This is a genomic window from Tomitella biformata AHU 1821 (genome assembly GCF_000524475.1).
Taxonomy (GTDB): domain Bacteria; phylum Actinomycetota; class Actinomycetes; order Mycobacteriales; family Mycobacteriaceae; genus Tomitella; species Tomitella biformata.
The window spans coordinates 142,691-168,569 of sequence record NZ_BAVQ01000036.1 but is presented as its reverse complement, the minus strand read 5'-3'; the positions used below and the strand labels follow the sequence as shown (position 1 = coordinate 168,569).

Genomic DNA, 25,879 nt, shown 5'->3' with positions numbered 1-25,879 from the left:
CAACGTGTCAAAATCCACCGAACTACGCGACCTGCCAAGGGAGATTGCGCCGGGCGTGCACTGGCTGGGCGATTGCCTCAAGTTCCTCTATGGCGAGGCGACCTGGCATGGCCACGTCTCCACCTACCTGATCGTCGGCGAGGACAAAACCCTGCTGATCGACACCGGCCACCCCTCGCACTGGGACGTGGTCGAGGCTGCGCTAGACCAGATCCTCGGGGACCGGCCACTCGACTACGTGCTGCCGACCCATCCCGAGATGCCGCACGCGGGCAATTTGCCGCACCTGGCCCGGCGGTATCCGCAATTGACCATCGTCGGCGACACCCGCGACTACCACCTGTACTACCCGCAGCTCGAAGCCCACCTCCAGCCCTCGGCGGTGGGCGACGAAGTCGACCTCGGCGGCCGTTCCGTCATCACGCTGCCCGCAGTCTGGCGCGATCTGCCCAACACGATGTGGGCCTATGACACCGGCGCTCGAATCATGTTTGTGGCCGACGGGTTCTCCTATTCGCACCATCACCTCGCCGGCGAGTGCGCGCTGTACTCCGGCGAGCTGCCTGCGGAGCCCGATCTTGAGCAGACAGTGTTCCTCAACGAGCGGGCCCTGTTCTGGACCCGCCATGTCGACGCCACGCACAGCGAGCCCGACATGGCGGAGCTGTTCGACCGTTACCCGCCCGCGCTGGTGGCTCCTGCGCATGGCAGCGTCATCAACACCTTGGACGCCATGATCCCGCTGCTGCAGGCGGGAATGGCGGAGAGCCGTAAGCGCACCCATCTCGTCGAGGCGCGGTGGGCGCCCACCGCGCCCACCGAGGACGCTTCGTGAGGGCGTGGACCACCCTGGACCTCAAGACCTTTGACGTGGTCGTCGTCGGCTCCGGCGCGGCGGGGCTGGTCGCGGCGGCCGCGGCCGCCAGCCGTGGCCTCTCCGTGGCGGTCCTCGAGCGATCGGACTATTTCGGCGGCACCTCGGCGATCTCCGCCGGCACCCTGTGGGTGCCATGCAATCCCTACCAGCGGGAGGCAGGCGTGCCCGACTCCCCTGCGGCCGCTCGCGGCTACCTTGAATCGGTGTGCCGCGGCCGCACCCCTGGCGAGGTGCTCGACGCGGTAGTCGCCGCCGGCCCCGAGATGATCGAGTTCGTCCGCTCGGAATGCGACCTGCACTTCGACGCAGCCACCGACTTCCCCGACTACCGTCCCGATTTCGATGGCTTCGGGACCGGCCGGGCGTTGCAGGTGCGCAATTACGATGGCGCCCTTCTGGGGCCGTTGCGGCAGGCCCTGCGCCCGCACAAGCAGCTCCCGTTCTCCATGAGCGAGTTCAGGGAATGGGGACCCTGGCTGAACTTCCCCTGGGCCGAGCTGCAAGAGCGCGCCGCGGCCGGCATAGTCGCGAAAGGCAATGCCCTGATCGCCGCACTGCTCCAGGCGTGCCGATCACTGGGGGTGGCGTTGGCCACCGGAGTCCGGGTGGAGTCGCTGCTGCGCGACTCGGGCCGCGTGTCCGGGGTCGAGGCAGACGGCCTGGCACTGCACGCCCAGCGAGGCGTTGTCCTGGCCTGCGGCGGTTTCGAGTGGAATCCGCAGCTCGTCGGCGAGCACCTCACGGGACCGCTCCAGACGACGTGCAGCCCGCCGCACAACACGGGCGACGGGCTCCGGATGGCCGCGGAGCGGGGCGCCGCACTGGCCAACCTCGACCAAGCATGGTGGGTGCCGATGGTGGTGGTCCCCGGCGAGCAGACCGACGGTCGGCCGGTGGGCACGATGGTCCGCGCCGAACGGCAGGGCCCGGGCAGCATCATGGTCAACCGCGCCGGCAAGCGTTTTGCCAACGAGTCGCAGAACTACAACGACCTCACCCGATCGATGATCCAACGGGATAGCACCGGCGCCACCCCGGATCTGCCGGCGTTCGTGGTATTCGACCAGTCGTTCCTGGAGCGTTACGGCTTCCTCAGCCATCGCGCCGGCAGTGACGTCCCCGAGTGGATCGCCTCTGCGCCCACGCTCTCGGAGTTGGCCGCGGGGCTTGACGTCGACGGCGCCGCCCTCGAGTCCACCGTCGCGCGGTTCAACTCCGGGGCGATCCGCGGCGTGGACCCTGATTTCCACCGGGGCGCCAACGTGTTCGACGAATTCTATGGGGACGCCGCGAACCCCCACCCGAACCCCGCGCTGGCGCCGCTCGACGCGCCGCCGTACTACGGCGTCGAACTTGTGCCCGGCGCCTTCGGCACCAGCGGCGGAGTGCGGACCGACGGCCGGGCGCGGGCGCTCGACCTCGCCGGCGCACCGATTCCGGGCCTGTACACGGTCGGGAACGCGTCCGCGCACCCGACCGGTGCGGGTTACCCAGGGGCCGGCGGCACTCTCGGACCCGCGATGACCATGGGGTATCTAGCCGGCCGCGATCTCGCGCTCGGCTGAGTCAGTCGGCCCGCCGCAGTGCCGCACGCAACACCGCGACTTCCTCCGCACTCTCTCGGCGCGAGATCGCGGAGTCGGTCAACACCGCGGAGCAGTGGAACGTGCCGGGAAACAGGTGGGCCTCCACCGGCACCCCCGCCGCCGCGAGCGCGCCCGCGTAGCCCAACGCCTCATCCCGCATGGGGTCGAACTCCATCACCCCGATATAGGCCGCCGGCAGACCCGAGAGGTCGACGGCCCGGGCTGGGGCCGCATATTCGGTGGGCGCGGCTCCCGGCCCGAGGTAGTGCCCCCAGCTCTGCTGCGCGCTGCGCCGGGTCCACATCGGAGTGTCCACGAACCGGCGCATGCTGGCTGTGTCGCACCGGTCGTCGAGCTGGGGCGCGCTGAGATACTGAAAACAAACTCGTGGGCCGGACTCGTCGCGGGTTCGCAGTGCCAGCGCCGCCGCGAGACCCCCGCCCGCGCTTCGGCCGTGCAGCGCGATCCGTTCGACGTCGACGCCGAGCTTGCCGGCCTGCGTGACCATCCACGCCAGCGCCAGCGCCGCGTCGTCGAGCGCTGCCGGGTACACATGCTCGGGCGCCAAGCGGTACTCCACCGCCACGATCACGGCCCCGACAGCGCTGCTCAACGCCATATTCCGCACATCCGCCGCATCGACGGAGCCCATGACAAAACCGCCCGAGTGCAGATGCAGTATTCCGGGGACGAGGTCCTGCTCGCGGCGCGGGCGGTATACCCGGACCCGCAGCGGCGAACCTTGGGGCCGCGCCACAACGTGGTCGGCGGCGTCCACGCCCACGTCGCCCATAGCGGCCCCGGGGTCGATACGCCGGCGGGCCGCGCTCGCCGCGCGCGCCGCCGCCGGATCGAGGAGGTCGGGCGCCGGGAATCGCTCTGCCGCCGCGCGCAATTCCGGATCGAGACGGTAGGCCACGACGCTAGCCGACGGCCATCTGCCGCGCCGCCGCGCTGATGAGCTCTGCGCATTCGGCGGGACGCTCGAGGATCAGATGGTGGTGCGCGCCGACCACCATGCTCATCGCGGTCGCGGCCGGAAACGACTCTCGCACGTTCGCCAGGACTGTCGCCGTCACCACCGCGCTGTGCTCGGCATAGACGTAGCGGGTCGGGACGGCCAAGCGCGCGATGCAGTCCGACACAAAGTCGTAGTCGACGATCAAGGGCGAGACGTTGTCGAATTTCCAGGTCCACCCGCCCTCGACCGGCCGCAGCGAGTTCTCCGCGATCGGCGCCATGAACTCCGCGGCCGGCGCCGGCTGCGGGGGCAGCACCCGGAAGCGGGCCAGCGCCTCCGCCCGGGACCCGTACACTCGCCTGCGTCCGCGGGGAATCTGCGGCAGCTCCGAGCCCTGTCCCACGATGTACGTGTCCATGAGGACCAGCCCGCACACACGCTCCGCGTGATTGGCCGCCGCGGCGATCGTGACGCTGCCACCCAGGCTGTGCCCCACCAGCACCGCGTCGCTCGAGTCCACCGCGTCGAGCACCTTGGCGACCTCCCGCGACCACTGCGCCACGGAATACTCCGCCCGATGCCCGCTGTCCCCGTGTCCGCTGAGGTCCACCGTGACCACCCGCCAGTCACGCTCGAGGATGGGCGCCACCGCGTGCCACCACCAATCGTGTGCGAGGTGCCCATGCACCAGGATCAGGTCGCGGCCGCCGCGGCCGCGCACCCGATAGTGGATGGCCGCGCCCTCCACCTGCACCGAGCCCACCTGCGCCGAGCCGACGACGCCATCTGCCACATCAGTCATGCCGAACCTCCAAAATGTAGTCATCGGGATCGGGGCGACGGGTCCGCTGCCAGAACTCCAGTGTGCTCAGCGGCCAGTTCTGCGAGACTCGGCCCGACGCGCTCTTGTACCAGCTGTTGACGCCCGCGACGCCGAAGGCCATCCGCCCGCTGGCCTCGTCCACCCGGGCATAGAACTTCTCCAGCGCCTCCGCTCGGCACTCCATCGCGCCGGCCGACGCCGCCAAGATCTCCTGGAGACAGGCCATCACATAGTCGACCTCGGCCTCGGAGAAGAGGACGATACTGCCATTGACCACCAGGTTGGTGTTCGGTCCGTAAAGAAGGAAGAGGTTCGGGAACTGCGGAACGGTGACACCGACGTTTGCCCGTGCCTCCCCGCCCCAGTGCTCGTGCAGGAGAACCCCTCCTCGCCCGGACACCTCCATCGGGACCAAGAACTCCGAGGCCGCGAACCCTGTGCCGTAGATGATGACGTCCGCCTCGTGGAGCGAGCCGTCCGCCGTGACCACCCCCGCTGGGGTGATCTTCGAGATCGCGTCGTCCACCAGCGTCACATCGTCGCGTTTGAGGGTCTCCGCCCAGCGTCCGTCGTCGCGGAGCATCCGCTTCGCATAGGGCGGGTAGTCCGGGACCACCTTTGCCAGCAAGTCGGGATGATCTGCGAACTCCCGCTCCAGATAACCTGCCAGGCCGTCACGCAGTGCCTCGTTCTCCGGGGACACCGAGTCGCGCTTGGCCCAGCCCGGCTGGACCACAGCGTATTTCCGGCGGCCCTCGACACTGACCCAGAATTGGTAAAAGCGGAACCAGCGGTGATAGTCCGGAATGTGCTGGAACAGCCACCGCAGGCCCGGCTTCAGCAGAGAGTGGTAAGTCGGGGTCGGCATGATCCAGGGCGGGGTCCGTTGGAACACCGTCAGGTGCTCGGCTTCCCCGGCCACCTCGGGGACCACTTGGAACGCGCTGGCGCCGGCGCCGATCACCGCAACCCGCTTGTCCCGGAGATCAGTCTGGTGGTCCCATCGCGCGGTGTGCCAGGATCCCCCCGCGAAAGTCTCCCGCCCTGGGACGTTGGGATAGCTGGGCTTGTTCAGTTGGCCGACGGCGCTGACCACGACGTTCGCCGTCATGCGCCGCACCGAACCGTCGGGATCGGTGTACGTCACCTGCCAGGTGGCGGTGGCCTCGTCGTACCTGGCGGCCGAGACCTCGCAGCCGAGGAGGATGTGATCGCGCAGCGCCTGGTCGCTGGCGAAACGCTGGAAGTAGGCCAGGATCGAGTCGCGCCGCGAGTATTGGTACTGCCAGGACGCTTGTTGGGCGAAGGAATAGCTGTATGAGAAGTTGCTCGTGTCGAGTTGGCAACCCGGGTAGCTGTTCTCCAGCCACACCCCGCCCACATCCGTGTTGCGCTCCAGCACCACGAACTCGACCCCGGCCTGCCGCAGCCGGTAGGCCGCGGCCAACCCGGACATACCGGCGCCGATGACCACCACCTTGAACTCGCGATCCGGCGCCACCGCGGCCTTGGTCCACGACGTCTCTCCCCCGAGCCCCAGCTGGCTCATGTGCAGGGCCACCGAGTCGGCGTCGGCCGGTCCTGTGATGAATTCGAGTATCGGCTCCAGTTCGACGGCGCCGTTCCCCCGCCGATCCGGCCGTCCCTGGGAGTTCCAGCTGCGCAATGCCTCGAAGGCGTGCTTACGGGCAAGGTCCTGCGCCTCCGCGGACAGCCCGCCCTGCGGCTCGAGGCCCAGCGGGGTCGAGTTGACGGCCGGGCGCAGGAGATCGGCCAACACGGCAGTATCACCGGTGAGATGGGCGATCGCGGGCAGCAGCGACGGCAGCTCGGCATCGGCCAACGCGAGCCGAAGCTCCTCGTCCTCGAACGGCGGGAAGTCGCTCAGCAGATCCATTGGCTCTACTTTCCTAGGGGTAGTTTGCCTCGCGCGTCACATGCCGAGCGGATAGCCACCGGACACCCGCACCGTCTCACCGGTGACGAAGGAGGCCGAGTCAGAGCACAGAAACAGCATCATCGAGACGACATCGTCCACTCCCCCAAGCCGAGGTATCAGCTGACGATTCTCGACGAAGTCCGCCACCATGCCCGGCGGGAGGTCCGCAATCGCGTTCTCAGTGGCCATCAGACCGGGTGCGATCGCGTTGACGCGGACGCCGATCGGTGCGAGCTCACTGGCTAGCGCCACCGTCAAGCCCCGCACCGCCAACTTTGAGACGCCATACGGGGTGGTGCTGAGGTAACCGCCGATCGACGAGATATTGGCGATGACGCCGCCGCCCGTCGGGGCCATGGCCTGCGAGGCGGCGAGGGCGCAATTCACCACGCCGACGACGTTGACGTCCAGCAGCCGCCGAAGTTCGGTCGCGCCGAGACTGCCGAACGGCTGGTTGTACTTGGTCAGATGCAGGCCCGCGTTGTTGATGAGCACGTCCAGCCGCCCGAAGCGCGCAACCGTGGCGTCCACCGCCGCCCGTGCGTCGGCCTCGTCGCTCACATCGCAGCGCACAGCCAGCGCGCCGGACCCCGCGGCCGTCAACTCCGAGGCCTCGCGCTCGGCCTCGTCGATGTTCACGTCGATCAGCGCCACCTCGGCGCCGGCGGCGTGAAAGGCCCGCGAGAAGGCGAGGCCGAACCCCTGTGCCGCGCCCGTCACCAGGACGACTTTGCCATCGAATCGCTGTCCCGCCACTTGCTGCCCTTCCTCAGTTCTGCCGCTCCGAGCCCCACTGCAGGGCTCGGAGCGGCAGTGGCCCCGTGTCTTCTTCCAGCTAGCCGCCGAAGCGCAGGCCCGGGGCGCGGGTGCCGAACACGTCAGTCGCCAGGATTGCGCCCAACTTGTTCGCGTCCCAGCGCTTGCCGCCATTGGAGACGGTTGCGGCGGGCGTCCAGCCCCGCAGCCACTGGATGTCCTCGCCCATCGCCCGGATCACCTGTCCGCTCACATGCGCGGCCTCGGGGCTTGCCAGCCACGCCACCACTGGCGAGCCCAGCGACGGGTCCTTGGGGTCGAACTCGTCCTCGCCGCGCTCGTCGGGCTCGATGGCGGCCTGCCCACCGGACATCGTCGCCGACATACGGGTGCGCCCGCCGGGGCTGATCGCGTTGACCGTCGCGCCGATGGAGGCCAGTTCCAGGCTCAGGGTCTGGGTCAGCCCGACGATAGCGGCCTTGGCGGCGCCATAGTTGGTCTGCCCGAAGTGTCCGTGCAGTCCAGCCCCGGAGGTCGTGTTGATGATGCGGCCGTAGACCGGGGCGCCCGCGGCCTTCGACTCCGCCCGCCACTTGCGTGCCACCGCCCGGCTGGTGAGCCAGCTGCCGCGCACGTGGACCCGCATGACGAGGTCGAAGTCGTCGGCGCTCATGTTCCACACCGCGCGGTCCCGCACGATGCCGGCGTTGTTCACCACGATGTCGAGGCGACCCAGCTCGGCATAGGCCCGCTCGACGAGCCGGTCGACCTGAGCTTCGTCGCCGACGTCGCTGAAGTCTGCGATCGCCTTGCCGCCACGGTCCTTGATGATCTGGACGACCTCGTCGGCGACCTTGCCGGTGCCCTCGCCGTCGATGGACGTGCCCAGGTCGTTGATGATGACGGTGGCGCCGTGCTTGGCCAATTCGAGTGCGTGCCCGCGGCCGATGCCGTGGCCGGACCCGGTGACTACGGCAACTTTGCCGTCGAGCAATCCGCTCATGTTGTCTCTATCTCCCTGTTCAGTGCCTACTCATGGACAATTACGTACTGCTCTGGGCCGGATTCCGCCAGTCAGGGGACAGGCTGGAAGACGGTCGCGTCGATCTCATCGGTGATGGGACGGAAGGCGACCTGCACGGGCATGCCCACTTCGAGATCGGCCGGCTCGCAGTCCACCATGTTGGTCATCAGGCGCGGCCCCTCCTCGAGTTCGACCATCGCCGCGATATACGGGAGCCGCTCCTTGAACGGATGCAGATCGTTCATGTACACCGTGGAATAGGTGTAGAGGGTGCCCCGGCCGGAGGCCTCCACCTGGACGATCTCCTCGCTCCAGCACGACGGGCAGAACGGCCGCGGGTAGTGGTGGACCTTCTCGCAGGCCAGGCACTTCGCGATCAGCAGCTTTCCCGCCTTCGCCGCGTCCCAGTACGGCTTGGACGCGTCCTCGATCGTCGGCAGGTCCGCGCGGGGCTTGTTGTCACTCATCTGCGATTCACCATCCCAAGTAATTCGTGTCGCGCTTCTCGACGAACGCCGCGATGCCCTCTTTGGCGTCGTGCGAGAAGGACTGGATCTCCTGCGCCATGGCCTCCGCCACGAACGCGCTGGCCCTATCAGTGTCTGGCGAGTCGTTGAACAGCCTCTTGCCCAGCGCGATCGCGCTCGTGGGAGCGACAGCCAGCCGGTCGACGTAGTCGGCCACCGCGGCCTCGAGCTCCGCCGCCGGCACCACCTTGTTGACCAATCCCAGAGTCAGCGCCTCGTGCGCCGGCAGCTTCTCGCCGAAGAACGCCATTTCCTTGGCCTTCTGCATCCCGATCCGCCGGGGCAGCATGTACGCGCCGCCGCCGTCGATCACCAGGCCGCGCTTGACAAAGGACTCCGCGAAATAGGCGTCGTCGGTAGCCACGATCAGATCTGCCGCATACGCGAGATGTGCGCCCAGCCCCGCGGCACCGCCTTGTACCACCGCCACAACAGGTTTCGCGCAATCCAGGACCGAGGCGATCAATCGCTGCGCGCCCGTCATGATCACGTGCATCGCGCCGGTCACCCGCTTGACGTTCTTCTTATGCCCGTCGGCCAGTCGGACCACGTCCGCGCCGCCGCAGAAGTGTCGACCTGTCGAGCGGAGCACCACCACCCGGATCTCGGGGTCGCCACTCGCCTCGTTGAACAGCTCGATCAGCGCGTTGCGCGCGTCGGGCCGGATGGCGTTGGCCGCATCGGGCCTGTTGAGGGTGATGGTCATGACGCCGTCGGCGACATCGCGGAGGACCGTCGTGCCCAGGCTCGGCTCAGTGGTCGTCACAGTCGATCAGCTCGCTTCGGTGTGGGTGTAGGTGGCCTGCAGGTGCTTGATCCCGTTGAGGAAGTTCGATCGGAGCCGGTCCGGCTCGCCGACGGCCTTGATGTCCGGGAACCGCCTGAACAGCTCGCGGAACGCCACGTCCAACTCGAGCCGCGCCAGGTGCGCGCCCAAGCAGAAGTGCGGCCCCGGGGCACCGAAGGCCAAGTGGGGGTTCGGGTCTCGTTCAATATCGAAGGTGAAGGGATCCTCGAAGACAGACTCGTCCCGGTTCGCCGATCCGTACCACATGACGACCTTGTCGCCCTTGGAGAATTCCTGATCGCCCAGCATCACCCCGTCCCTGGTGACGGTGCGGCGCATGTGCACTACGGGGCTGGCCCAGCGCAGCAACTCCTCGATGGCGGTGCGAGAGTGGGCCTCGTAGTCCGAGAGCCACTTGTCGCGTTGGTCGGGGAACAGCGTCAGCGTCAGCAGCCCGTGGGTGATGACGTTGCGGGTGGTCTCATTGCCGGCCCCGACCAGCAGGATGAAGAATCGCGCCATCTCGCCGGGCGTGAGGTTCTCGTCCTCCTTGGCCGCGACTAGCTGCGAGATCAGGTCATCCTCAGGATTCTCGATCCGCGCCTCCGCCAGTCCGCTGAGCAGCCGGATCAGCTCCTCGCTGGCGGAGGTGACCGCCAGGCCGATCCCATGCGCGGACTGGTCGGGGATGTACTCCGCATCCGACGCGCCCAGGATGACATTCGTCGCCTCGAGCAGGAACGCCTCATGCTCGCGCGGGATGCCCAGGAGCTCGCAAATGATCCGCAGTGGCAGAACCGCCGCGAATTCGCTGACGAAGTCGCATTCCCCAGACTTGGGCATCTGGTCGAGGATCTCCAAGACCGTGTTCTCGACCTCGCCGCGTAGCGCGCCGAGGTTGCGGCTGGTGAACCCGCGCGAGACGATCCGTCGCAGCCGCGAGTGCTCGGGGTTGTCCATGTCGATGATCGAGCCGCGGTACTCGCGGAGCTTCTGCGGCTGGTCGAAGATCTGGGTGCCGTCGCCCGAGCCGAAATCCTCCGGCCGACGGCTCACGGCCACGACGTCCTCGTGCTGGGTCAGGGCCCAAAACCCCTTCACCACGCCGTCCGGACCCGTGCCCAGCGGCACGAAGGGGCGGGGGTTGTCCGCCCGCAACGACGCGAACAACGCGTCTCGCTCGCCAGGGTTGCTCTGCCACCAGTCCAGATCGACCAACGGCAATCTCTGCACACTGTCGGTTTTCGTCATTGGCACTGCCTCGCTTCGACTCAAGTGGATTCCGCATACCCCACGACCTCAGCCAGCGGCACGATGCCGCCCGAACTCGCTGACCGCGACGCAATCCAGATTCTTTGTTAGACCGATTCTGGCATTCGTGTCACTATTTTACAACCATCTTGACCTGCTAGGTTACGAGAGACTTCACAAAGCTCACTCTCCCAATCGGACATAGCGTCACTTTTGAGGAGCGTGGGACCGGCAGATTGGAAACACCATGTCCACAGCCGCACCGGCCAGCTCCCACTCCCACTACGTGGCGCCTGCGCTGATCATCAGCGAGTGCCAGCGGGGCATCCTCGAGGCAGAGCGGACCGTCTCCCCCGGGCTCGCCGAGCAGGTCGCCGCCCGCGACGTCGTGACGCGCACCGCCGAGCTGGCCCGCGCCTTCCGGGCCAGAGGCCTGCCCGTATTCCACTGCGTCATCGAGCATCGGGAAGACCAAAAGGGCATGCTCCCCAACTCGTACCTGGGCACCATGGCCCTGCGTCATCACCGGATGACCGTCGGCACCACCGATGTGGAAATCCCCGCCGAGCTCGGACCGGAGCCCTCCGATGTGGTCAGCCGTCGCGCGACCGGCCTCACCGCGTTCTACGGCACAGACCTCGACGCACTCCTGCGCCTGCAGCGGGTCCAGACCGTCGTCCTGGCAGGGGTGTCCACCAACGTGGCCCTGCCCGGACTGGCGCTGGACGCCGTCAACCGCGGCTACGACGTCGTACTCGCCGAGGACTGCACCGCCGGCTCGTCCGCCGAGGCGCACGAGTTCATGGTCGCGAACCTCTTGGGCATCCTCACCCGGGTGACCCCGGCCGCCGACGTCGTCGGCCGGCTGCCGGGGTACGCGACGCCGTAGCGTCTCGCGCTCAGCGGGCTAGCTCAGCTAGGCGCCGATGCCTCCGCATCCTGCACCGCGTCGCCGTTGATCGAGAACCCGCCATCGACAGTGACCATCGATCCGGTGGCGAAGGCCGCCTCGTCCGAGACCAGCCAGGTCGCCGCGTGGGCGATGTCCATGGGGTTGCCGATGCGCGTCAGCCGCCCCCCGCCTGTGTGGTGGCCGGAGTCGCCTCGGCCCGCAACCACCCGGCCCACCAGGATGCAGTTCGCGCGGATCCCGTCGGCGCTGCCCTCTACCGCCAGGGACCGGGTGAGGCTGTTGACGGCGGACTTGGCGGCGCCATAGGCGCCGAATCCCTTGAAGCCCGAAAGCGACTGGCCCGAGGAGATATTCAGTATTGATGCGCCCTCCGCCGCGACCAGATGGGGCCAGGCGTACTTCGAGGCCCAGAACACGTTGCCGGTGACCGTGCCTGTCATGATCCGCTGCCACTCCGCATTGGAGTATTCGTGGATCGGCTTGATCGTGGTGGCCACCGCCTCCGTCGGCGCGGCGTTGTTCACCAGGGTGGTGAGCGCCCCGAAGCGGGCCACGGTCGCGGCGACCACGTCCCTGACGCTGTCCTCCGAGGTGACGTCCAGGGGGAAGAACTCCGCCTCCCCGCCGACCTCCCGAATGCGGGCGACCACCTTCTCGCCACGGTCGACCGTGCGCCCGGTCACCGCGACCTTCGCGCCCTCCGACGCGAAGTGCTCGGCCATCGACCGCCCGATGCCTCGGGTGGATCCAGAGATCAGCACAACCTTGCCGTCTAGCCTTGTTCCCATATCGACTCCTCAACGTCGTCAAACTCGTTGCCATCAACCATTTCCACAAAGCACAGGGGTGTGGCCACCGAATCGGTGGACACACCCCTGGTGTCAGAGCGTCTTGTGCACGTTCTCCATCGCGGTAAGCCGTCGGCTGACCAAGGCCAACGACGATGCGGTGCCGGGGTCGTCGCCGGGCAAGGCCTCGAGCTCGCTCTTACGCACCCGCAGCTTCGCCATCTCCTCTACGAGCCGCTCCGCCGCCAACTCGCGCGTCAGCAGGTCCTGATCGGTCCAGTCCGCGGCCGCGATATCCTGCTCTTCTGCCATGATTCGCCCCAAGCCCCTTCTATGCTCGTCGTCGGCTCAGTTGGCGCGCGGGAAGTTGTAGAGCCTGCGGGCGTTGAGCTCCACGATCTGGTGCGCCTCGGCATCCGGAACCTCCTGCAACAGCTTCTCCGTGTACTGGCGGCTATTCGGCCAGTTGGAGTCCGAGTGCGGGTAGTCGCCCTCCCACATGATGTTCTCGATCCCGATCTGGTGCCGCCGGGCCACACCCTCGAAGTCGTCGATGAAGCACCCGAAAATATTCTTGCGGAAGATATCCGAGGGACGGATCTCCTTGTTCACGTTCTGGTACCAGCGATGCTTCTCCCACGTGAGGTCGATCCGCTCGAGCAGGTACGGCATCCAGCCGATGCCGCCCTCGGACATCGCCACCTTGAGGTCCGGGAACTTGTAGAACACCGGCGAGAACAGCAGATCCGTCGTCGCGTACATGGAGTTGGTGCCGAACAGCGCGATCATCACAGCCATCGGCGCCTCGGGAGAGGTCATCGGGGCCTTGCCCGACGAGCCGAAGTGCATATTCAGCGGCATCTTCGTCTCCTCCGCGGCGCGGAAGACCGGATCCCAGTGGTCGGTGTAGAACGAGGGCAGACCCAGGCCCACGGTGTTCTCCGGGAAGGAGATCGCCCGGGCGCCCTTGGCCGCGCAGCGGTAGATTTCCTTCGCCGATTCCTGTGGATCCCACAGCGGCAGGATGATCTGCGGGATGAAGCGGTCCGGCGCCGCCGCCGCCCACTCGTCCAGGTGGAAGTCGTTCCACGCCTTGACCGAAAGCAGCGCGAGCTCCTTGTCCTTGCCCTCCAGGAACACAGTTCCGGCAAACCTAGGGAACGAGGGGAAAGACATCGTCGCCTCGACCCCGTCGAGGTCCATGTCGGCAAGGCGGGCGACCGGGTCGTAACAGCCCGGCAGCATGTCGGAGTAGCGCGTGGGGTCCATCCCGTATTCCTGGGGCTTCTTGCCGGCCACCGCGTTGAGCCCAATGTTGGGGTAGATCCGACCCTCGTAGGTCCACACCTCCGCCAGCTTCGGCGCGGCGGGCGCGGCCTTGCCTTGACGCGCCGTCTCGAGCAGCAGCGCCGACAGGCCTTCGTCGCCCGAGTTCTGGCTCATGTCCATCTCGACGATGCGAGGGCCCTGTTCTTGGAACTTCCTCGGCAATCGATCGGTCCACACGTTTGGCGGCTCGATCAAGTGGTCATCCACGGAGATCAAATGCATATGGTCCTGAAGCGGCACGGCAACTCCTACTGACGGCTAGACAGGGCACTCGGTATTCGCACCCACTCAGATGTGTTCTGACACTCTGTACGCTAGTGATGGCAATCACAAACGTCAAGGGGCCGGCCAGGCAGAGTAGGTTCAACCTCCCCCCGACCGTCAACAGACCTGCCGCCAAGGCCACGGTTGCGCCACACCCGTCCACCGAGGCCGGGCCGCGTCGACAGATCGTTCTCAGTTTGCCCCCCACGCCCAAACCCGCACGCCCAACCCGAAAGCCGCCCAGCGCTCGGCCAGCGAAAATGGGCCCCCATAGCCGTCCCCACATGCGGGAGACCAGGCCGATCACCCGAGGAGCCCTCTGGATCTGCACGCCGGCGGACCTCGACCCGGCGGCCACCGGCACCGAACTACAGGCCAGGCGGAGTTGACGATCGCATGAGGCCCCATTCGCCCATCCGGCTGGGCGGAAATAAGGTGGCCGATCTTCTCCGGAATCGCCGATACGACTAGATCTTAACGATCATTCGAGCCGCGGAGCCAGCAAAAGTATGTACAGTGAACCCAATCTGGCGGTATTGTCACATCAGGCTCGGAGGCTCGACAACATGGGACTTGGCATCTGGGACGAGAGCCCCCGCAAGCGGGTGGGCGCGCCGGAGACCCAAGAGCCTCCCATCGCAACCCCAGCAGGGGCCGTGGACGGGCCGGGGGCTGAACACGATGTCGGCTCCGATTCCAGTCGCAACTCCTTCCACCAGGAAGTCGCCGCACCCACCCTAGGAGCACTTGTATGACGTCGGCCGCAGGTCCCCCGACCACTGAGTCGGACGTGCTCACAGTGGTAGAGAATTTCCTGAAGACCAACGCGCCGAGAGGGCTGTCCGAGCGCGAGTTTCTCGGCCGCCGGTTCGATGCTGGCCTCGCCTGGATACATTTTCCGATCGGCTCAGGCGGCCTAGGCGCACCACGCTCTCTGCAGGGCCTAGTCGAATCGATGCTCTCCGGTGCTGGCGCGGAGCCTGCGGACAACATGCGCAATCCTGTCGGACTTGGGATGGGAGCACCAACCGTCGTGCACCACGCACCAGAAGATTTGAGACGCCGCGTTCTACGCCCGTTGTGGACGGCTGAGGAAATCTGGTGCCAGTTGTTCAGCGAGCCCGGTGCGGGCTCAGATCTCGCAAACGTGTCCACCAAGGCTGTGCGCGATGGCGACGACTGGATTGTGAACGGCCAGAAGGTGTGGACATCGCTCGCACACCTCTCTCGATGGGCGATGTTGCTGGCACGTACGGACCCTGCCCAGCCGAAACACCAAGGGCTGACGTATTTCATCCTCGACATGCACACCCCCGGTGTCGAGGTGAAACCCCTACGACAGGCCACCGGCGAGGCCGATTTCAATGAGGTGTTCCTCACCGACGTGCGCATACCGGACGCCATGCGCATCAGCGCAGTCGGTGACGGCTGGGCCGTGGCCCGCACAACTCTCATGAACGAACGAACTGCCATTGGCGGTAAGCCAGCGCCTCGGGAGGAAGGCCATGTCGGTCGGCTCACCAGTTTGTGGCGCTCACGCCCGGACGTGCGCACGCCCGGTTCCCACATCGAGTTGATGCGAATCTGGGTCGAGGTCGAAGTTGCGCGGCTAACGAACGAACGAAGCCGACAGCTCGCCGCCATGCGCGAGCCCGGACTCGAAGGCTCGGGAGCCAAAGTGACCATGGCACGGAACAACCAGCAAGTCACAAAGTTGCTCGCGCGCTTGAGCCCGCAGGACGCTCTGAGGTACGACGCGTGGTCGATGGGAAGTGCCCCTGAACATCCGCGAGACCGCCCGGAGACATTCCACTATTTGCGGGCTCGTCCGAACTCCATCGAGGGGGGTACCACAGAGATCCTTCTCGGCCAGATCGCCGATCGGGTGCTGAATCTTCCACGTGAACCGAAAATCGACCTAGCACTCGCCTGGCAGGACATTCCCAAATGAGCACTTCCACGGTCCCTTCCCTCCTCTACGACGCCACCCAAGACGAACTTCGGTCAGCCCTACGCCGGATGCTGGACTCACATTCGACGACTGCGCATCTGCTGGCACTGGCGCATGAGGGCACGGGATACGACAGCGCCCTGTGGATGACCGTGGCCCGCGACATGGGACTTGCAGGGCTTCTCATCCCTGGCCAGTTCGGCGGCGCGGGCGCCTCGGTCCGCGAGGTCGCCGTCGTGATGGACGAACTAGGTCGGGCACTCGCGCCGATTCCCTATCTCGCGAGCGCAGTGCTTGCCACCGCTGCCCTGACGAGTGGACTTGAAACAGGCCAGCTTGCGACGTCAGGACCAGGCGGTGCCGCGCTGCGTCGACTGTCCGACGGGGAGATAGCCACTTTGGTCGTGCCGGCGACCAGCGGCCCACGGTCCCACCCCGCGGCGCTTCCCGGCCGGCGTGCAAACAATGATCAGCGTATTGCCCTGACCGGCACGGTGACAAGTGTGCTCGCGGCCGACTGCGCGGCAATGCTGGTAGTCCCGGCAATTGTGGACGGAACCCATGTGGTCACGCTCGTCGAACGCAGTAGCCCGGGCATCTCGGTGACCGCGCCGGTAAGCATGGACATCACGCGTCCAGTGTTCGATATCCACTTTGACAGCACGCCGTCCGATGTTTTGATCATCGGGCCAAGCGCCGTCCACGCAGTCGAAGACGCCCTGAGAATCGGCACTGCCATGGTGGCGTCCGAGCAGGTCGGCGTCGGGGATTGGGCACTCGGGACTGCGCAAAGGTATTTGACAATTCGCCATCAGTTCGGCAGGCCGATAGGCTCCTATCAATCGTTACGACACCGAGCAGCCCAACTATGGATCGATAATCAACAGGCGCGGGCAGCCGCACAGTATGCCGCGGCGATGCTTGCCGCCGATTCTGGTGACAGCCGTGTCGCAGCCTCCTTGGCAAAATCCTACTGCGCAAACGCGGCTTTAATTGGCGTCGAGGAGTGCCTTCAGATGCATGGGGGGATTGGGTTCACGTGGGAACACCCGGTGCACTTCTACCTCAAACGGGCATTCACATCTACCGTAATTCTTGGCAGCGAGGAAGAGCACTACAATGCTCTAGGCGATCTAGTGGGCCTGCCCGCCCCATAGCTTCACAAGAAATGGAATATATTCAACCGAAGATTCATTTGCGGTGGGTGGATCTGCTCACTTCAACGCCCATCATATTTTCCAGCGCCACGTTGTTAAACCTGGATATTATCGGTGGTCCAGCGAATCTACTCGACAGCCGTCGTGGCATCATAGAGAATCACGGTCGAATCCTCCCCGCGGCGAATATGCTGGGCACACCAGCCTTGCCGCCGAAGGATCCATCCGTGATTCTCACGACCACATTCGCATCTCTAGAAGTTGCCCTCACCCCACATTCTAATAGTCCCCAGACTCTCTGTGTCCGTGTTCGACCACGCTCTTCGCGCGGGTCGCCACCTCGTTCGCCGCGATACTCCATCCCCGGTTGATCACCGATTCGCGGTCGACCCCCGCGGTTGTGCCCTCGGCAGATATCGCGTCATAGAGGCTCCAGACTGCGGCCAGGGTTCGCGCGTCGGCCACCATGATGGATTCCGCGATCGCCCAACCACGCTCATGCAACTCCGAAGCCGGCACGATCTCGTTGACCAGACCCCATGCCAGTGCGGTAGCTGCATCCAGATATGAACCGGTGGAGCTCATCTGGCGCGCGCGCCGGACCCCAACAGCTTCGCTCAGCCGCGCTGTCATGCCGCCACCAGGGACGATTCCCACTCGGCTGTGGGTGTCCGCGAATCGCGCGTCGGGGGCCGCAAGTAGGAAATCGCACGCCAGTGCCAGTTCAAACCCGCCGGTCACGGCCGGCCCGGACACAAGCCCGATGACCGGCGTTTTCACCGCAGCAAGGTGCGTGATGCAATTTTCGCCGCCGGAATCTCCACCGTCGAATCCGTGCTCGGCAAGATCCCTCAGATCGACTCCCGAGCAGAAGGCGCCGCCTGCTCCAGCCAGCAGGATGACCCGAGTGCCAATATCACGATCCGCCGAATGCAGTTCGTCGATCAGCGCATCGCTCAGCGCCTTGCTGAGCGCATTACGGACATGTGGCCGATTGAGAGTCAGTAGTCTTGCCTGGCCTCGTTGCTCGACGATCACCAGTGCGTCTTTCGAGTCATTCATGACGATGTGTCTACTTTCATAGCGGGGAAATTTGTCCAGTAGGAGACCTGCGTCGAACCACGGCTGGGGCCGCCCACTTGGCGTGCGCGTAGAGGCTCAGCTGTCGCCGAACGCAACGAGTCAAACCAACCCGGGGTTGTGCATGTACATCCGTCGGAGCCCTGTCCAATCCAGCGTGCGCCTGCGCGAACCCGGCCATACCATTGCCGATACTTTAAGCATTTATTCGAACACATTAAGATCGCCTCCAAATCCTCGTGGATCAGCGACTGTCAGACATAGACTCCTTCCATCAGTTCCGGTGCCGGAATCGAGGACTCCGCCCGCGGCCCAGGCTGCTGACGCAATCCAGTAATCGGACCGTGGTGCAAACTTGGAGGCGCGCCGAACAGGATTGCCCACCATTCGGCATGGGTGCTCTCAGCTTGCGGATCATGTAGACAGATCGAACTGTATCTGGTCTACTGATTTCAAGGAAGTAGCTCGACACTTATCGCATAGCGATTATCATTTTGTCAGAATTGGGGTAAAGGCCTGTGGTTGCGAAGAGCTCCTCGTTCGATGTTCTCGTCGACCCCGGCATGGGGAAGGTGGCCACCATTGCAGGACGCGCCGAAGCGGTAGGTTTCGACGCATTGTGCTTGGGCGAGACCAACCATGACCCGCTAGTGCTTCTCGCCGCCGCGACACAAAGCACCACCGAAATTCGACTGGCGACCAGCATTCTTGTGGCGTTCGCGCGTAGTCCGATGGTGACCGCCACAGCAGCCAACGATGTGCAGGCGCTTGCCGGCGGACGGCTCCAACTCGGATTGGGCAGTCAAGTCAAGGCTCACGTCACTCGACGATTCGGCATGCCGTGGTCTCGACCCGCGGCCAGGATGCGCGAATATGTGCAGGCTCTACACGCGATTTGGGATGCGTGGGAGAATGGCTCGCAGCTGAAATTCGAGGGCGAATTCTATTCACACACGCTAATGACACCGATGTTCGATCCTGGACCCAATCCGTTCGGACGACCTCCGGTCATGATCGCCGGCGTGGGCGCCGGTATGTCGAGAGTCGCAGGCGAGGTGGCTGACGGGTTCCAAGTGCATTCGTTCGTGACCGAGAAGTACCTGACAGACGTCATCTTGCCGAGCGTCGAAGAGGGCCTCGCAGCGTCGGGTCGATCTCGCGAAGATCTGATGATTGGCGTCACCCCGATGCTCGCGACCGGTACGTCGGAGGACGAGATCGCCGCCGCAATCCAGCATGTGAGAGGTCAGATTGCGTTCTACGGGTCCACGCCCGCCTACCGCGGAGTGTTCGAGTTACACGGGTGGGTCGGCTTGCACGAGGAGCTGAACGAACTATCCAAATCGGGGCGATGGGACACCATGGCCGCGCTGATTGGCGACGATATTCTCGCCGAATTCGCCGTCGTCGGTTCGATGGCAGACGCGGCGCTAGAACTCAGGCGTCGATGGGGACCGCTGTCCGATCGCATCAGTGTTGCCGCGCAGACAATGAGCAGCCTCGAGAGCTGGCAGCCGATACTGTCCCAGCCGGATGGGCAGTGAGCATCAGCAACCTCCCGGCCCGGCATGCACTGGCCTGTGGTCCTAAGCCTGGCGAGGCGCCCGGTGGGCATTGAGGCCAGCACCGCCCAGGTCCGATGGGGAATCAGGCGTGCGCGCCACCCTCCGACGCCGTCAACCCCAATCCGCCGAGGACAAATCCGCTAACCCGGTCGACCTCAAGACGTTCGGGCCCCACCCCGCTCCAGAGATACCGCCGCATGGCTCCGAACACCAAGTCGGAAATACAGTCCACGCTCTCAGTACGCCCTTCGCCCAATTCCGCGAGTGGGCCGAGGAGCAGGTCCGCGATAGGCGCCAGCAACTCTGCCTGGCCGCCCTTCCCGTTCGAGACACCCGCCCGGCCCAGATGCCCCAACACCGACCGGCTCGTCTTCGCCGCGTCGCCATGGCTGACTTGCCGCAGGACACCCCGCACCCATTCGACCACTTGCTGCTGGGGATCCGTCGTGCGCGCCATCCGCTCCGCGACGGCCTCGGCGACCCGAAACACGCCCTGCTCGAGCACCGCCAGCATCAGGTCGTCCTTGCTGGGAAACGACCGGTACAAAGTCTGGTTTGAGATCCCCGCGGCGGCAACGATCTCAGACACTGAGGGCATTGCGGGAGCTGACGACTCGATCAACTCCAGGGTAATCCCAAGTAGTCGATCAATCTCGTCCTCCGCAACCTTGCGCTGACGCGCCGTCCTACGCTCGGCCGCCTGCGCCGCTCGCGACGAGACTCCCGAGTACCCAAAATCTGATGTATCGTTTCGTATCATGAGTAACCTCATTCTGATTCTAGGAGAATTATGACTGCCAGTATGGACGCAGCAACCTCCCCAGCGCGAACAGGCGCGCCCTCGCCATTCGATCTGTTCAGCCTCGAGGGCAAGGTGGCTCTCGTCACCGGCGGCAGTCGCGGCATGGGCAAGGAGATGTGCCTAGCCTTCGCGCGGGCCGGCGCGAACGTCGTGGTGGCCAGCCGCAACCTCGAGAACTGCGAGGCCGTGGCTCGCGAGATCACCGAGACCACCGGTCGCGAGGCCTTGGCCTACGGCTGTCACATGGGTCGATGGGACGAGATCGGGGGCCTCGTCGACGCGGCGTATGCGCGCTTCGGGCACATCGACGTGCTCGTCAACAACGCCGGCATGTCTCCGTTGTACGACAAGGTGACCGACGTGACCGAAAAGATGTACGACAGCGTGCTGAACCTCAACCTCAAAGGCCCGTTCCGACTCACGGCGCTCGTTGGGAGCCGCATGAAAGAGCGGGGCTCGGGCAGCGTCATCAACGTCAGCAGCACCGGCTCGCTCCGCCCGATGGGCTCGATCATCCCCTACGCCGCAGCCAAGAACGGCCTCAACGCCATGACCGAGGGCTACGCGGACCTGCTGGGTCCCGAGGTCCGCGTCAACACCTTGATGCCGGGCCAGTACCTCACCGACATCGCGGCGTCCTGGGATATGGAGCACACCAACAAGATGGCCGAGCGGCTTCACCTCAAGCGCGTCGGCAACCCGCCCGAGATTGTGGGCGCGGCGCTGTTCCTCGCCAGCGATGCCTCGAGTTACACGTCGGGCACTATCGTCCGGTCAGACGGCGGCATTCCGTAGGAACTGCCTGGGCAGACGCGCGGCTAGCTTCGGCTGAGCTCCGCGTGGCAGCGGGCCAGCCGCTCCAGCCACCAGGCCTGGCGCTCAGCCTGCGCGGCCAGCCCCGCGACCCGATCCGGCTCCGGCGCCTGTGCCTCGATGGACAGCTCCCCGTCGACCATCCGCCGCGGCTCGGCCACGTCTTCGAGGAAGAAGCCGCCGGTGCCCAGCCCGCACGCGTGGGCCAGTCCCGGCAGCGCGGCCGCCGTCGCCAAACCGGTGCCGATGCCGACGGTGGAGTCCAGGGCACTGGAGACCACGACCGGCACGCCCAACTGCTGGGCCACGCTAAGCAGCCTGCGCGGGCCGCCGAGCGGGGCGACCTTGACCACCGCGATGTCCGCGCCGCCTGCCCGCACCACTGTGAGCGGGTCTTCAGCGCGCCGAATGCTCTCATCCGCGGCGATAAGCACCGATCCACGCATCCTTCTACGCAGCTCCACCAATTCCGGGACCGAGGCGCACGGCTGCTCGGCGTATTCCAGGGGCCCGTCGGCGGTGAGCCGGCGCAGCGCGACCTCGGCCTCGGCCACCGTCCAGCCGCCGTTGGCATCCACCCGCACGGCGGGGACCAGCGCGCGGACGGCGTCGACCCGGGCGATGTCGTCGGCCAGGGTCTGCCCCCTCTCGGCCACCTTCACCTTGGCGGTGCGCGCGCCGGGGAACCGGGCGAGGATCTCGGGCACCTGGGCGGCGGGCACCGCCGGGACCGTCGCGTTCACCGGGACCGTCGCGCGCAGCGGCGGGGGCGCCGGCAGCCAGGCGGCCTCGATCGCGGAGGCCAGCCAATGCGCCGACTCCGCGTCGTCGTACTCCGGGAACGGCGAGAACTCGCCCCAGCCCGCCGGGCCACGCAGCAGCAGCACCTCGCGGGCGGTGATGCCGCGAAAGCGCACCCGCATCGGCAGCGATACCACCGTCGCGGCGGCGCGCAGCTCCGCAAAGGGCGGGATCGCCATCGAGGTCATGGCTGCCAGGGCAGCAGCTCGATCATGAGGGCGTCGGACTCCGCGAGGAGCGTCTCCCCGTGGAATAGCCGGGCGGAGACATAGGTCTTGCGCCCGTCCTTCTTGTCGACGGTGGCCTCGGCGGTCAGCTCGGTGTTCAGCGGGGTGATCGCCCGGTAGTCCACCTTCAAGTAGCCGGTGCGCGAGACGGTCTGGCCCTCCATGTGCGTGATCATGCCGAAGAGGTCGTCGAACAGCAGCGGCAGCGTGCCGCCGTGAGCCGCGCCGTTGCCGCCCAGGTGGAAGCGGCGGAACACGCCCTTCGCGGTGAGTCGGCCGGACTCGTAGCCGGTGACTGTCCACGGCAGCATCAGCAGGCTGCCGCGCCCCGGCAGCCCGATGGAGCGGTTGGACGGGGACTTGCCCTCATCCGACTCGTACGGCTTGAGCAGGGCGACGAGCTCCTCGGCCTTGATCGCGGCTTCCTCGAAGAGCTCAGGCTCCGGCGCCGCGGAGACCGCGAGGTCCTGCAAGTCCCGCATGGCCTCGATGAACCGGCCGTAGTGTGGGCCGCCGTCCGCCAGGGCCGCGCTGAACTTCCGGAAGCCGCCGTGGCGCTTCTCCTGTGCCTCTACTACCTCTTGCGCATCGTCCACACCCTGCACGCTAACCGGCGCCGGTGTGCCTGGCAGACCCCGGTACCCATTCGTCCTATCCTGATGTCTGTGACCTTCAACGCAGAACTCTGGCAAACCGTCCCCGGCTTCGAGTCGCTGACGGATATCACCTATCACCGCCACCGCACCCAGGGCACGGTCCGCGTCGCATTCAACCGACCCGAGGTGCGCAACGCCTTCCGTCCGCACACTGTCGACGAGCTGTACTCCGCGCTGGACCACGCCCGCATGAGCTCCGACGTGGGCGTCGTGCTCATCACCGGCAATGGGCCGAGTGAGAAGGACGGCGGCTGGGCGTTCTGCTCCGGCGGCGACCAGCGCATCCGTGGCCGCAGCGGCTACCAGTACGCGGACGGCGACACGGCAGCGTCCGTGGACCCCGCGCGCTCCGGGCGCCTGCACATCCTCGAGGTCCAGCGCCTCATCCGCTTCATGCCGAAGCCGGTGATCGCGCTGGTCAACGGCTGGGCGGCTGGCGGCGGCCACAGCCTGCACGTGGTGTGCGACCTGACTCTCGCCAGCCGCGAGCACGCCCGCTTCAAGCAGACCGATGCCGACGTCGGCAGCTTCGACGGCGGCTACGGCAGCGCGTACCTGGCCAAGCAGGTCGGCCAGAAATTCGCCCGCGAGATCTTCTTCCGCGGCAGCACCTATACGGCCGAGGACATGCATCGCATGGGCGCGGTGAACGAGGTCGTCGACCACGACAAGCTCGAGGACGTTGCCCTCGAGTGGGCCGCGGACATCCTCGGCAAGTCGCCGCAGGCGCAGCGCATGCTCAAGTACGCGTTCAACCTGATGGACGACGGCCTGGTGGGACAGCAGCTGTTCGCCGGCGAGGCCACCCGCCTGGCGTACCTGACCGACGAGGCCGTCGAGGGCCGCGACTCGTTCCTGGAGAAGCGCGATCCCGACTGGACGCCCTACCCCTGGTACTTCTAGAGCTGGAGACGGAGATGCCCGCCCGCTGGTCCATGTGGACCGCCGGGCGGGCATCGCCGTCAGTTCTGCGGCCGGGTCAGTAGCCCAAGATCTCCATGTTCTCCGGGCAGAAGAACACAGTGGAGAGCCCGATGAACTTGCCGGCGTCATATTCGGTGAGCCCGTTCTTATCCACCAGCTGCAGGCCGTAGGGGACGATGTCGTCGCCCACAGCCATGGTGTCCAGCTGGGCGCACGTCTGCCGAGCGACCTCCAGCTGGGTGTCGTCGTGGCCGACGTAGATCGCCTGCTGGTCGAGCACGGCCAGGAAGTTCGACTCCCGCTCCGCATCCGTCATGGCGGCCACCTGCGCGGGATCGAGACCCTCGTCCAGGTTGATGTCGGTCTCCCGGGGCATCCCGGTGTCGGCGTCCGACGCTGTGGTCTCGGCGGCCTCGGTCGTCCCGGCGGCCGAGGTGGTCTCGGTCGCGCTCGGCGTCTGGGTCGCCGGGGCTACCTCAGCCTTGCCCCCACAGCCCGCGACCAGCAGCGCCGAGCCGATAACCAGCAAATATGCCAACTTTTTCATGCCGAACTCCCAGGATAGTAGACAACTCGAGGGTGAACGGTAACAGTCTCCGGGCTAGACCTACTGGTCGCTCAATAGGACGCTCAATAAATCACTCGGTAGTTCGACACCGCGCCAATCGGGCCAGAAATACGCCGCCCAGCCAGGTCAACATAGCTGGACAACCGTTCTATTTCCTTGGGTTAGACACCCGCGATGAAGCCGCCAATCGTCTGCGTCAAGTTATCCCAACCGCCGATCCAGTACACGACGGTTACCAGGGCCAGTTCCGCGAATACATTCATGCCACCCACTCCTCATGCCGAAATACCGAACCCGGCCGACGATGCGAGTCCAGACTTGCTGCCGGAAGCCCATCCTAGCCCCGCCCACTAATGATTGACCGGCGCAAACAGGCCACGACGCCCCGTCGCACACGCACGCGCCACGATCCGCGCCCCGCGCCGTAGGCTTGGCTCGAGTCGACCAACGCCCGGGACCACGGGCCCACCAACCCCTCCGGAGCGATGCGACGTGCTTGATCCGTTTGATATCGGCTGGCAGCGCCACATCCGGGGACTCGAGCGCATCGTCGACACAGGCGTGGGGCTCGGCTGGGGCATCGGCAAGGCCCTGCTCTACAGCGAGGTCGGCACCTCGCTGACCAGGCCTCTCGCGCTGGCGAGCTCCGTCCCGCTGACCCCGGCCCAGGTGCTGCAATCGGTGATGAGTTCCATCGCGGAGCAATTCCTGGACAAGCGGATCAGCATGGCCGTCACCAACGACACCGCCACGGTCTCCATGACGCCCAAGACCCTGGTAACCGATGTGAACTCGCTGGGCCTGGCCCGCGGCCAGTTCGCCAGCATCAAGATGACGGCGGCGGACCTGGTGTGGCAGTCCGGCAGCCGCACGATCAATGTCGACCACCTCTCCGTCGACTGCCACGACATCCGCCTGCGCACCTCCCTCACGCCGGCCCTGGTGTTCGGCACGATCGACGTGGGTGTGACCGTGTCCGCCCGCGAGCTGCGCGCGCTGATCCTCGAGCAGCAGCCCGACCTCACCGTGGACATCGGGCCCGACGGCGTGCTGCGGGCCTCGTGGAGCCGGCTGCAGCGCCTCGGCCATGTGGTCGTGGAGGCTGAGGTCGACGAGGACGGCAACATCGCGCTGACCCCCTCCTCGCTCCACATCGCCTCGCTCACGGTGGGGCTGCGCCGGTGGTTCAAGCGACAAGTGATCGAAGTGCCACCCCTGCCGTGGAAAATGCGCCTAGTGGGCTTAGAGACCGACGGCGGCCAGCTGCGGCTGCGGGGGCTGAGCGAACAGGCCGAGGGCCGGATCTCCACCGTGCCGGTCACCGAGCTGTTGACTCTTGTTCGCGCAGCCGTCCGCATCCTTTAACCGCCGCTTCACCGGCGCGCCTCCAGCCATTCACCGGGGTGGTGTAGGTCTCCTTTACTCTCGCAAAACCGACTAGCAGGCACCCGCAAGGTGAACGGCAGATGAACTTTGCTTGACCCATTGCAGAACATGCAGGTCAACCGCC

Annotated in this window: 25 protein-coding genes; 9 read left to right on the top strand and 16 right to left on the bottom strand. The window is 66.1% G+C overall.

Annotated features, from left to right (window positions below; genetic code table 11):
- Positions 1-4 precede the first annotated feature (4 nt).
- Both TBIF_RS12850 and TBIF_RS12845 read left to right on the top strand, forming a co-directional pair.
- Positions 5-835: an MBL fold metallo-hydrolase gene (locus TBIF_RS12850; RefSeq protein ID WP_158506342.1), complete on the top strand. Its 831-nt coding sequence runs from the start codon at positions 5-7 to the stop codon at positions 833-835.
- Entirely contained in the window at positions 832-2,442 is a 1,611-nt protein-coding gene (locus TBIF_RS12845; protein ID WP_024795199.1) for an FAD-dependent oxidoreductase, read from the top strand. The genes TBIF_RS12850 and TBIF_RS12845 overlap by 4 nt, the downstream gene beginning before the upstream one ends.
- A gap of 1 nt (position 2,443) precedes the next feature.
- Here the strand turns inward: TBIF_RS12845 and TBIF_RS12840 are convergent, their stop codons facing one another.
- The 8 genes from TBIF_RS12840 to TBIF_RS12805 all read right to left on the bottom strand — a co-directional run bounded on the left by TBIF_RS12840 (position 2,444) and on the right by TBIF_RS12805 (position 10,531).
- Positions 2,444-3,382 (bottom strand): alpha/beta hydrolase fold domain-containing protein, encoded by a 939-nt coding sequence (locus TBIF_RS12840; protein WP_024795198.1) that lies wholly within the window; start codon positions 3,380-3,382, stop codon positions 2,444-2,446.
- Positions 3,383-3,386: 4 nt separating this feature from the next.
- Positions 3,387-4,226, bottom strand: a complete 840-nt coding sequence (locus tag TBIF_RS24505) for an alpha/beta fold hydrolase (RefSeq protein WP_024795197.1) — start codon at positions 4,224-4,226, stop codon at positions 3,387-3,389.
- Entirely contained in the window at positions 4,219-6,144 is a 1,926-nt protein-coding gene (locus TBIF_RS12830; RefSeq protein WP_024795196.1) for a flavin-containing monooxygenase, read from the bottom strand. Before TBIF_RS12830 ends, TBIF_RS24505 begins: the two co-directional genes overlap by 8 nt.
- 36 nt (positions 6,145-6,180) lie before the next feature.
- Positions 6,181-6,942, bottom strand: a complete 762-nt coding sequence (locus TBIF_RS12825) for an SDR family NAD(P)-dependent oxidoreductase (protein WP_024795195.1) — start codon at positions 6,940-6,942, stop codon at positions 6,181-6,183.
- A gap of 79 nt (positions 6,943-7,021) precedes the next feature.
- A complete protein-coding gene (locus TBIF_RS12820) occupies positions 7,022-7,945 on the bottom strand; it encodes an SDR family NAD(P)-dependent oxidoreductase (RefSeq protein ID WP_024795194.1) in 924 nt (307 codons plus the stop codon).
- A 71-nt stretch (positions 7,946-8,016) separates the two neighbouring features.
- On the bottom strand, positions 8,017-8,433 hold the full coding sequence (locus TBIF_RS12815) for a Zn-ribbon domain-containing OB-fold protein (protein WP_024795193.1): 417 nt from the start codon (positions 8,431-8,433) through the stop codon (positions 8,017-8,019).
- Positions 8,434-8,440: 7 nt separating this feature from the next.
- Positions 8,441-9,199: an enoyl-CoA hydratase/isomerase family protein gene (locus TBIF_RS12810; RefSeq protein WP_051461521.1), complete on the bottom strand. Its 759-nt coding sequence runs from the start codon at positions 9,197-9,199 to the stop codon at positions 8,441-8,443.
- A 66-nt stretch (positions 9,200-9,265) separates the two neighbouring features.
- Positions 9,266-10,531 (bottom strand): cytochrome P450, encoded by a 1,266-nt coding sequence (locus TBIF_RS12805; protein ID WP_024795191.1) that lies wholly within the window; start codon positions 10,529-10,531, stop codon positions 9,266-9,268.
- A 247-nt stretch (positions 10,532-10,778) separates the two neighbouring features.
- Here TBIF_RS12805 and TBIF_RS12800 point away from each other — a divergent pair, with 247 nt between their 5' ends.
- Positions 10,779-11,420: a cysteine hydrolase family protein gene (locus tag TBIF_RS12800; RefSeq protein WP_024795190.1), complete on the top strand. Its 642-nt coding sequence runs from the start codon at positions 10,779-10,781 to the stop codon at positions 11,418-11,420.
- A gap of 23 nt (positions 11,421-11,443) precedes the next feature.
- Here TBIF_RS12800 and TBIF_RS12795 read toward each other — a convergent pair whose 3' ends face one another.
- From TBIF_RS12795 to TBIF_RS12785, 3 genes are all read right to left on the bottom strand, one after another.
- Entirely contained in the window at positions 11,444-12,232 is a 789-nt protein-coding gene (locus TBIF_RS12795) for an SDR family NAD(P)-dependent oxidoreductase (protein WP_024795189.1), read from the bottom strand.
- A gap of 93 nt (positions 12,233-12,325) precedes the next feature.
- The gene (locus TBIF_RS12790) at positions 12,326-12,544 is read right to left on the bottom strand and encodes a hypothetical protein (RefSeq protein ID WP_024795188.1); all 219 of its coding nucleotides are present in this window, start codon (positions 12,542-12,544) and stop codon (positions 12,326-12,328) included.
- 36 nt (positions 12,545-12,580) lie between these two features.
- Positions 12,581-13,801 (bottom strand): amidohydrolase family protein, encoded by a 1,221-nt coding sequence (locus TBIF_RS12785; protein WP_024795187.1) that lies wholly within the window; start codon positions 13,799-13,801, stop codon positions 12,581-12,583.
- 775 nt (positions 13,802-14,576) lie between these two features.
- On the opposite strand from TBIF_RS12785, the gene TBIF_RS12780 reads away from it, so the two are divergent.
- Positions 14,577-15,776 (top strand): acyl-CoA dehydrogenase family protein, encoded by a 1,200-nt coding sequence (locus TBIF_RS12780; RefSeq protein WP_024795186.1) that lies wholly within the window; start codon positions 14,577-14,579, stop codon positions 15,774-15,776.
- A complete protein-coding gene (locus TBIF_RS12775) occupies positions 15,773-16,933 on the top strand; it encodes an acyl-CoA dehydrogenase family protein (protein WP_024795185.1) in 1,161 nt (386 codons plus the stop codon). Before TBIF_RS12780 ends, TBIF_RS12775 begins: the two co-directional genes overlap by 4 nt.
- Before the next feature lie 279 nt (positions 16,934-17,212).
- Here TBIF_RS12775 and TBIF_RS12770 read toward each other — a convergent pair whose 3' ends face one another.
- Positions 17,213-17,995, bottom strand: coding sequence for an enoyl-CoA hydratase (locus TBIF_RS12770; RefSeq protein WP_024795184.1), 783 nt, complete (start codon positions 17,993-17,995; stop codon positions 17,213-17,215).
- A 536-nt stretch (positions 17,996-18,531) separates the two neighbouring features.
- Between TBIF_RS12770 and TBIF_RS23575 the strand changes: the two genes are divergently transcribed.
- Positions 18,532-19,557 carry a TIGR03617 family F420-dependent LLM class oxidoreductase gene (locus tag TBIF_RS23575; protein WP_235174709.1) on the top strand — a complete coding sequence of 342 codons (1,026 nt, stop codon included), beginning with the start codon at positions 18,532-18,534 and terminating at the stop codon, positions 19,555-19,557.
- A 103-nt stretch (positions 19,558-19,660) separates the two neighbouring features.
- Here the strand turns inward: TBIF_RS23575 and TBIF_RS12760 are convergent, their stop codons facing one another.
- A complete protein-coding gene (locus tag TBIF_RS12760; RefSeq protein ID WP_235174707.1) occupies positions 19,661-20,167 on the bottom strand; it encodes a TetR/AcrR family transcriptional regulator in 507 nt (168 codons plus the stop codon).
- Between the two features lie 213 nt (positions 20,168-20,380).
- Here TBIF_RS12760 and TBIF_RS12755 point away from each other — a divergent pair, with 213 nt between their 5' ends.
- Positions 20,381-21,175 (top strand): SDR family NAD(P)-dependent oxidoreductase, encoded by a 795-nt coding sequence (locus TBIF_RS12755; RefSeq protein ID WP_024795182.1) that lies wholly within the window; start codon positions 20,381-20,383, stop codon positions 21,173-21,175.
- 23 nt (positions 21,176-21,198) lie between these two features.
- Here TBIF_RS12755 and TBIF_RS12750 read toward each other — a convergent pair whose 3' ends face one another.
- Positions 21,199-22,182 (bottom strand): o-succinylbenzoate synthase, encoded by a 984-nt coding sequence (locus TBIF_RS12750; RefSeq protein WP_024795181.1) that lies wholly within the window; start codon positions 22,180-22,182, stop codon positions 21,199-21,201.
- Positions 22,179-22,826 (bottom strand): PaaI family thioesterase, encoded by a 648-nt coding sequence (locus TBIF_RS12745; RefSeq protein ID WP_038170971.1) that lies wholly within the window; start codon positions 22,824-22,826, stop codon positions 22,179-22,181. The genes TBIF_RS12750 and TBIF_RS12745 overlap by 4 nt, the downstream gene beginning before the upstream one ends.
- Before the next feature lie 54 nt (positions 22,827-22,880).
- Here TBIF_RS12745 and TBIF_RS12740 point away from each other — a divergent pair, with 54 nt between their 5' ends.
- A complete protein-coding gene (locus TBIF_RS12740) occupies positions 22,881-23,780 on the top strand; it encodes a 1,4-dihydroxy-2-naphthoyl-CoA synthase (RefSeq protein WP_207165168.1) in 900 nt (299 codons plus the stop codon).
- 76 nt (positions 23,781-23,856) lie between these two features.
- Here TBIF_RS12740 and TBIF_RS12735 read toward each other — a convergent pair whose 3' ends face one another.
- The gene (locus TBIF_RS12735) at positions 23,857-24,348 is read right to left on the bottom strand and encodes a DUF732 domain-containing protein (protein ID WP_024795178.1); all 492 of its coding nucleotides are present in this window, start codon (positions 24,346-24,348) and stop codon (positions 23,857-23,859) included.
- A 513-nt stretch (positions 24,349-24,861) separates the two neighbouring features.
- Between TBIF_RS12735 and TBIF_RS12725 the strand changes: the two genes are divergently transcribed.
- Entirely contained in the window at positions 24,862-25,734 is an 873-nt protein-coding gene (locus TBIF_RS12725) for an LmeA family phospholipid-binding protein (protein WP_024795177.1), read from the top strand.
- The last annotated feature ends 145 nt before the right edge of the window (positions 25,735-25,879 follow it).

What these genes read in the sequence shown, in the direction of transcription:
- TBIF_RS24505 (WP_024795197.1), bottom strand. Translation starts at nt 4,226, where the DNA reads ATGACTGATGTGGCAGATGGCGTCGTCGGCTCGGCGCAGGTGGGCTCG.
- TBIF_RS12830 (WP_024795196.1), bottom strand. Translation starts at nt 6,144, where the DNA reads ATGGATCTGCTGAGCGACTTCCCGCCGTTCGAGGACGAGGAGCTTCGG.
- TBIF_RS12820 (WP_024795194.1), bottom strand. Translation starts at nt 7,945, where the DNA reads ATGAGCGGATTGCTCGACGGCAAAGTTGCCGTAGTCACCGGGTCCGGC.
- TBIF_RS12815 (WP_024795193.1), bottom strand. Translation starts at nt 8,433, where the DNA reads ATGAGTGACAACAAGCCCCGCGCGGACCTGCCGACGATCGAGGACGCG.
- TBIF_RS12810 (WP_051461521.1), bottom strand. Translation starts at nt 9,199, where the DNA reads ATGACCATCACCCTCAACAGGCCCGATGCGGCCAACGCCATCCGGCCC.
- TBIF_RS12805 (WP_024795191.1), bottom strand. Translation starts at nt 10,531, where the DNA reads ATGACGAAAACCGACAGTGTGCAGAGATTGCCGTTGGTCGATCTGGAC.
- TBIF_RS12800 (WP_024795190.1), top strand. Translation starts at nt 10,779, where the DNA reads ATGTCCACAGCCGCACCGGCCAGCTCCCACTCCCACTACGTGGCGCCT.
- TBIF_RS12795 (WP_024795189.1), bottom strand. Translation starts at nt 12,232, where the DNA reads ATGGGAACAAGGCTAGACGGCAAGGTTGTGCTGATCTCTGGATCCACC.
- TBIF_RS12790 (WP_024795188.1), bottom strand. Translation starts at nt 12,544, where the DNA reads ATGGCAGAAGAGCAGGATATCGCGGCCGCGGACTGGACCGATCAGGAC.
- TBIF_RS12780 (WP_024795186.1), top strand. Translation starts at nt 14,577, where the DNA reads ATGACGTCGGCCGCAGGTCCCCCGACCACTGAGTCGGACGTGCTCACA.
- TBIF_RS12775 (WP_024795185.1), top strand. Translation starts at nt 15,773, where the DNA reads ATGAGCACTTCCACGGTCCCTTCCCTCCTCTACGACGCCACCCAAGAC.
- TBIF_RS12770 (WP_024795184.1), bottom strand. Translation starts at nt 17,995, where the DNA reads ATGAATGACTCGAAAGACGCACTGGTGATCGTCGAGCAACGAGGCCAG.
- TBIF_RS12755 (WP_024795182.1), top strand. Translation starts at nt 20,381, where the DNA reads ATGGACGCAGCAACCTCCCCAGCGCGAACAGGCGCGCCCTCGCCATTC.
- TBIF_RS12750 (WP_024795181.1), bottom strand. Translation starts at nt 22,182, where the DNA reads ATGACCTCGATGGCGATCCCGCCCTTTGCGGAGCTGCGCGCCGCCGCG.
- TBIF_RS12740 (WP_207165168.1), top strand. Translation starts at nt 22,881, where the DNA reads ATGTCTGTGACCTTCAACGCAGAACTCTGGCAAACCGTCCCCGGCTTC.
- TBIF_RS12735 (WP_024795178.1), bottom strand. Translation starts at nt 24,348, where the DNA reads ATGAAAAAGTTGGCATATTTGCTGGTTATCGGCTCGGCGCTGCTGGTC.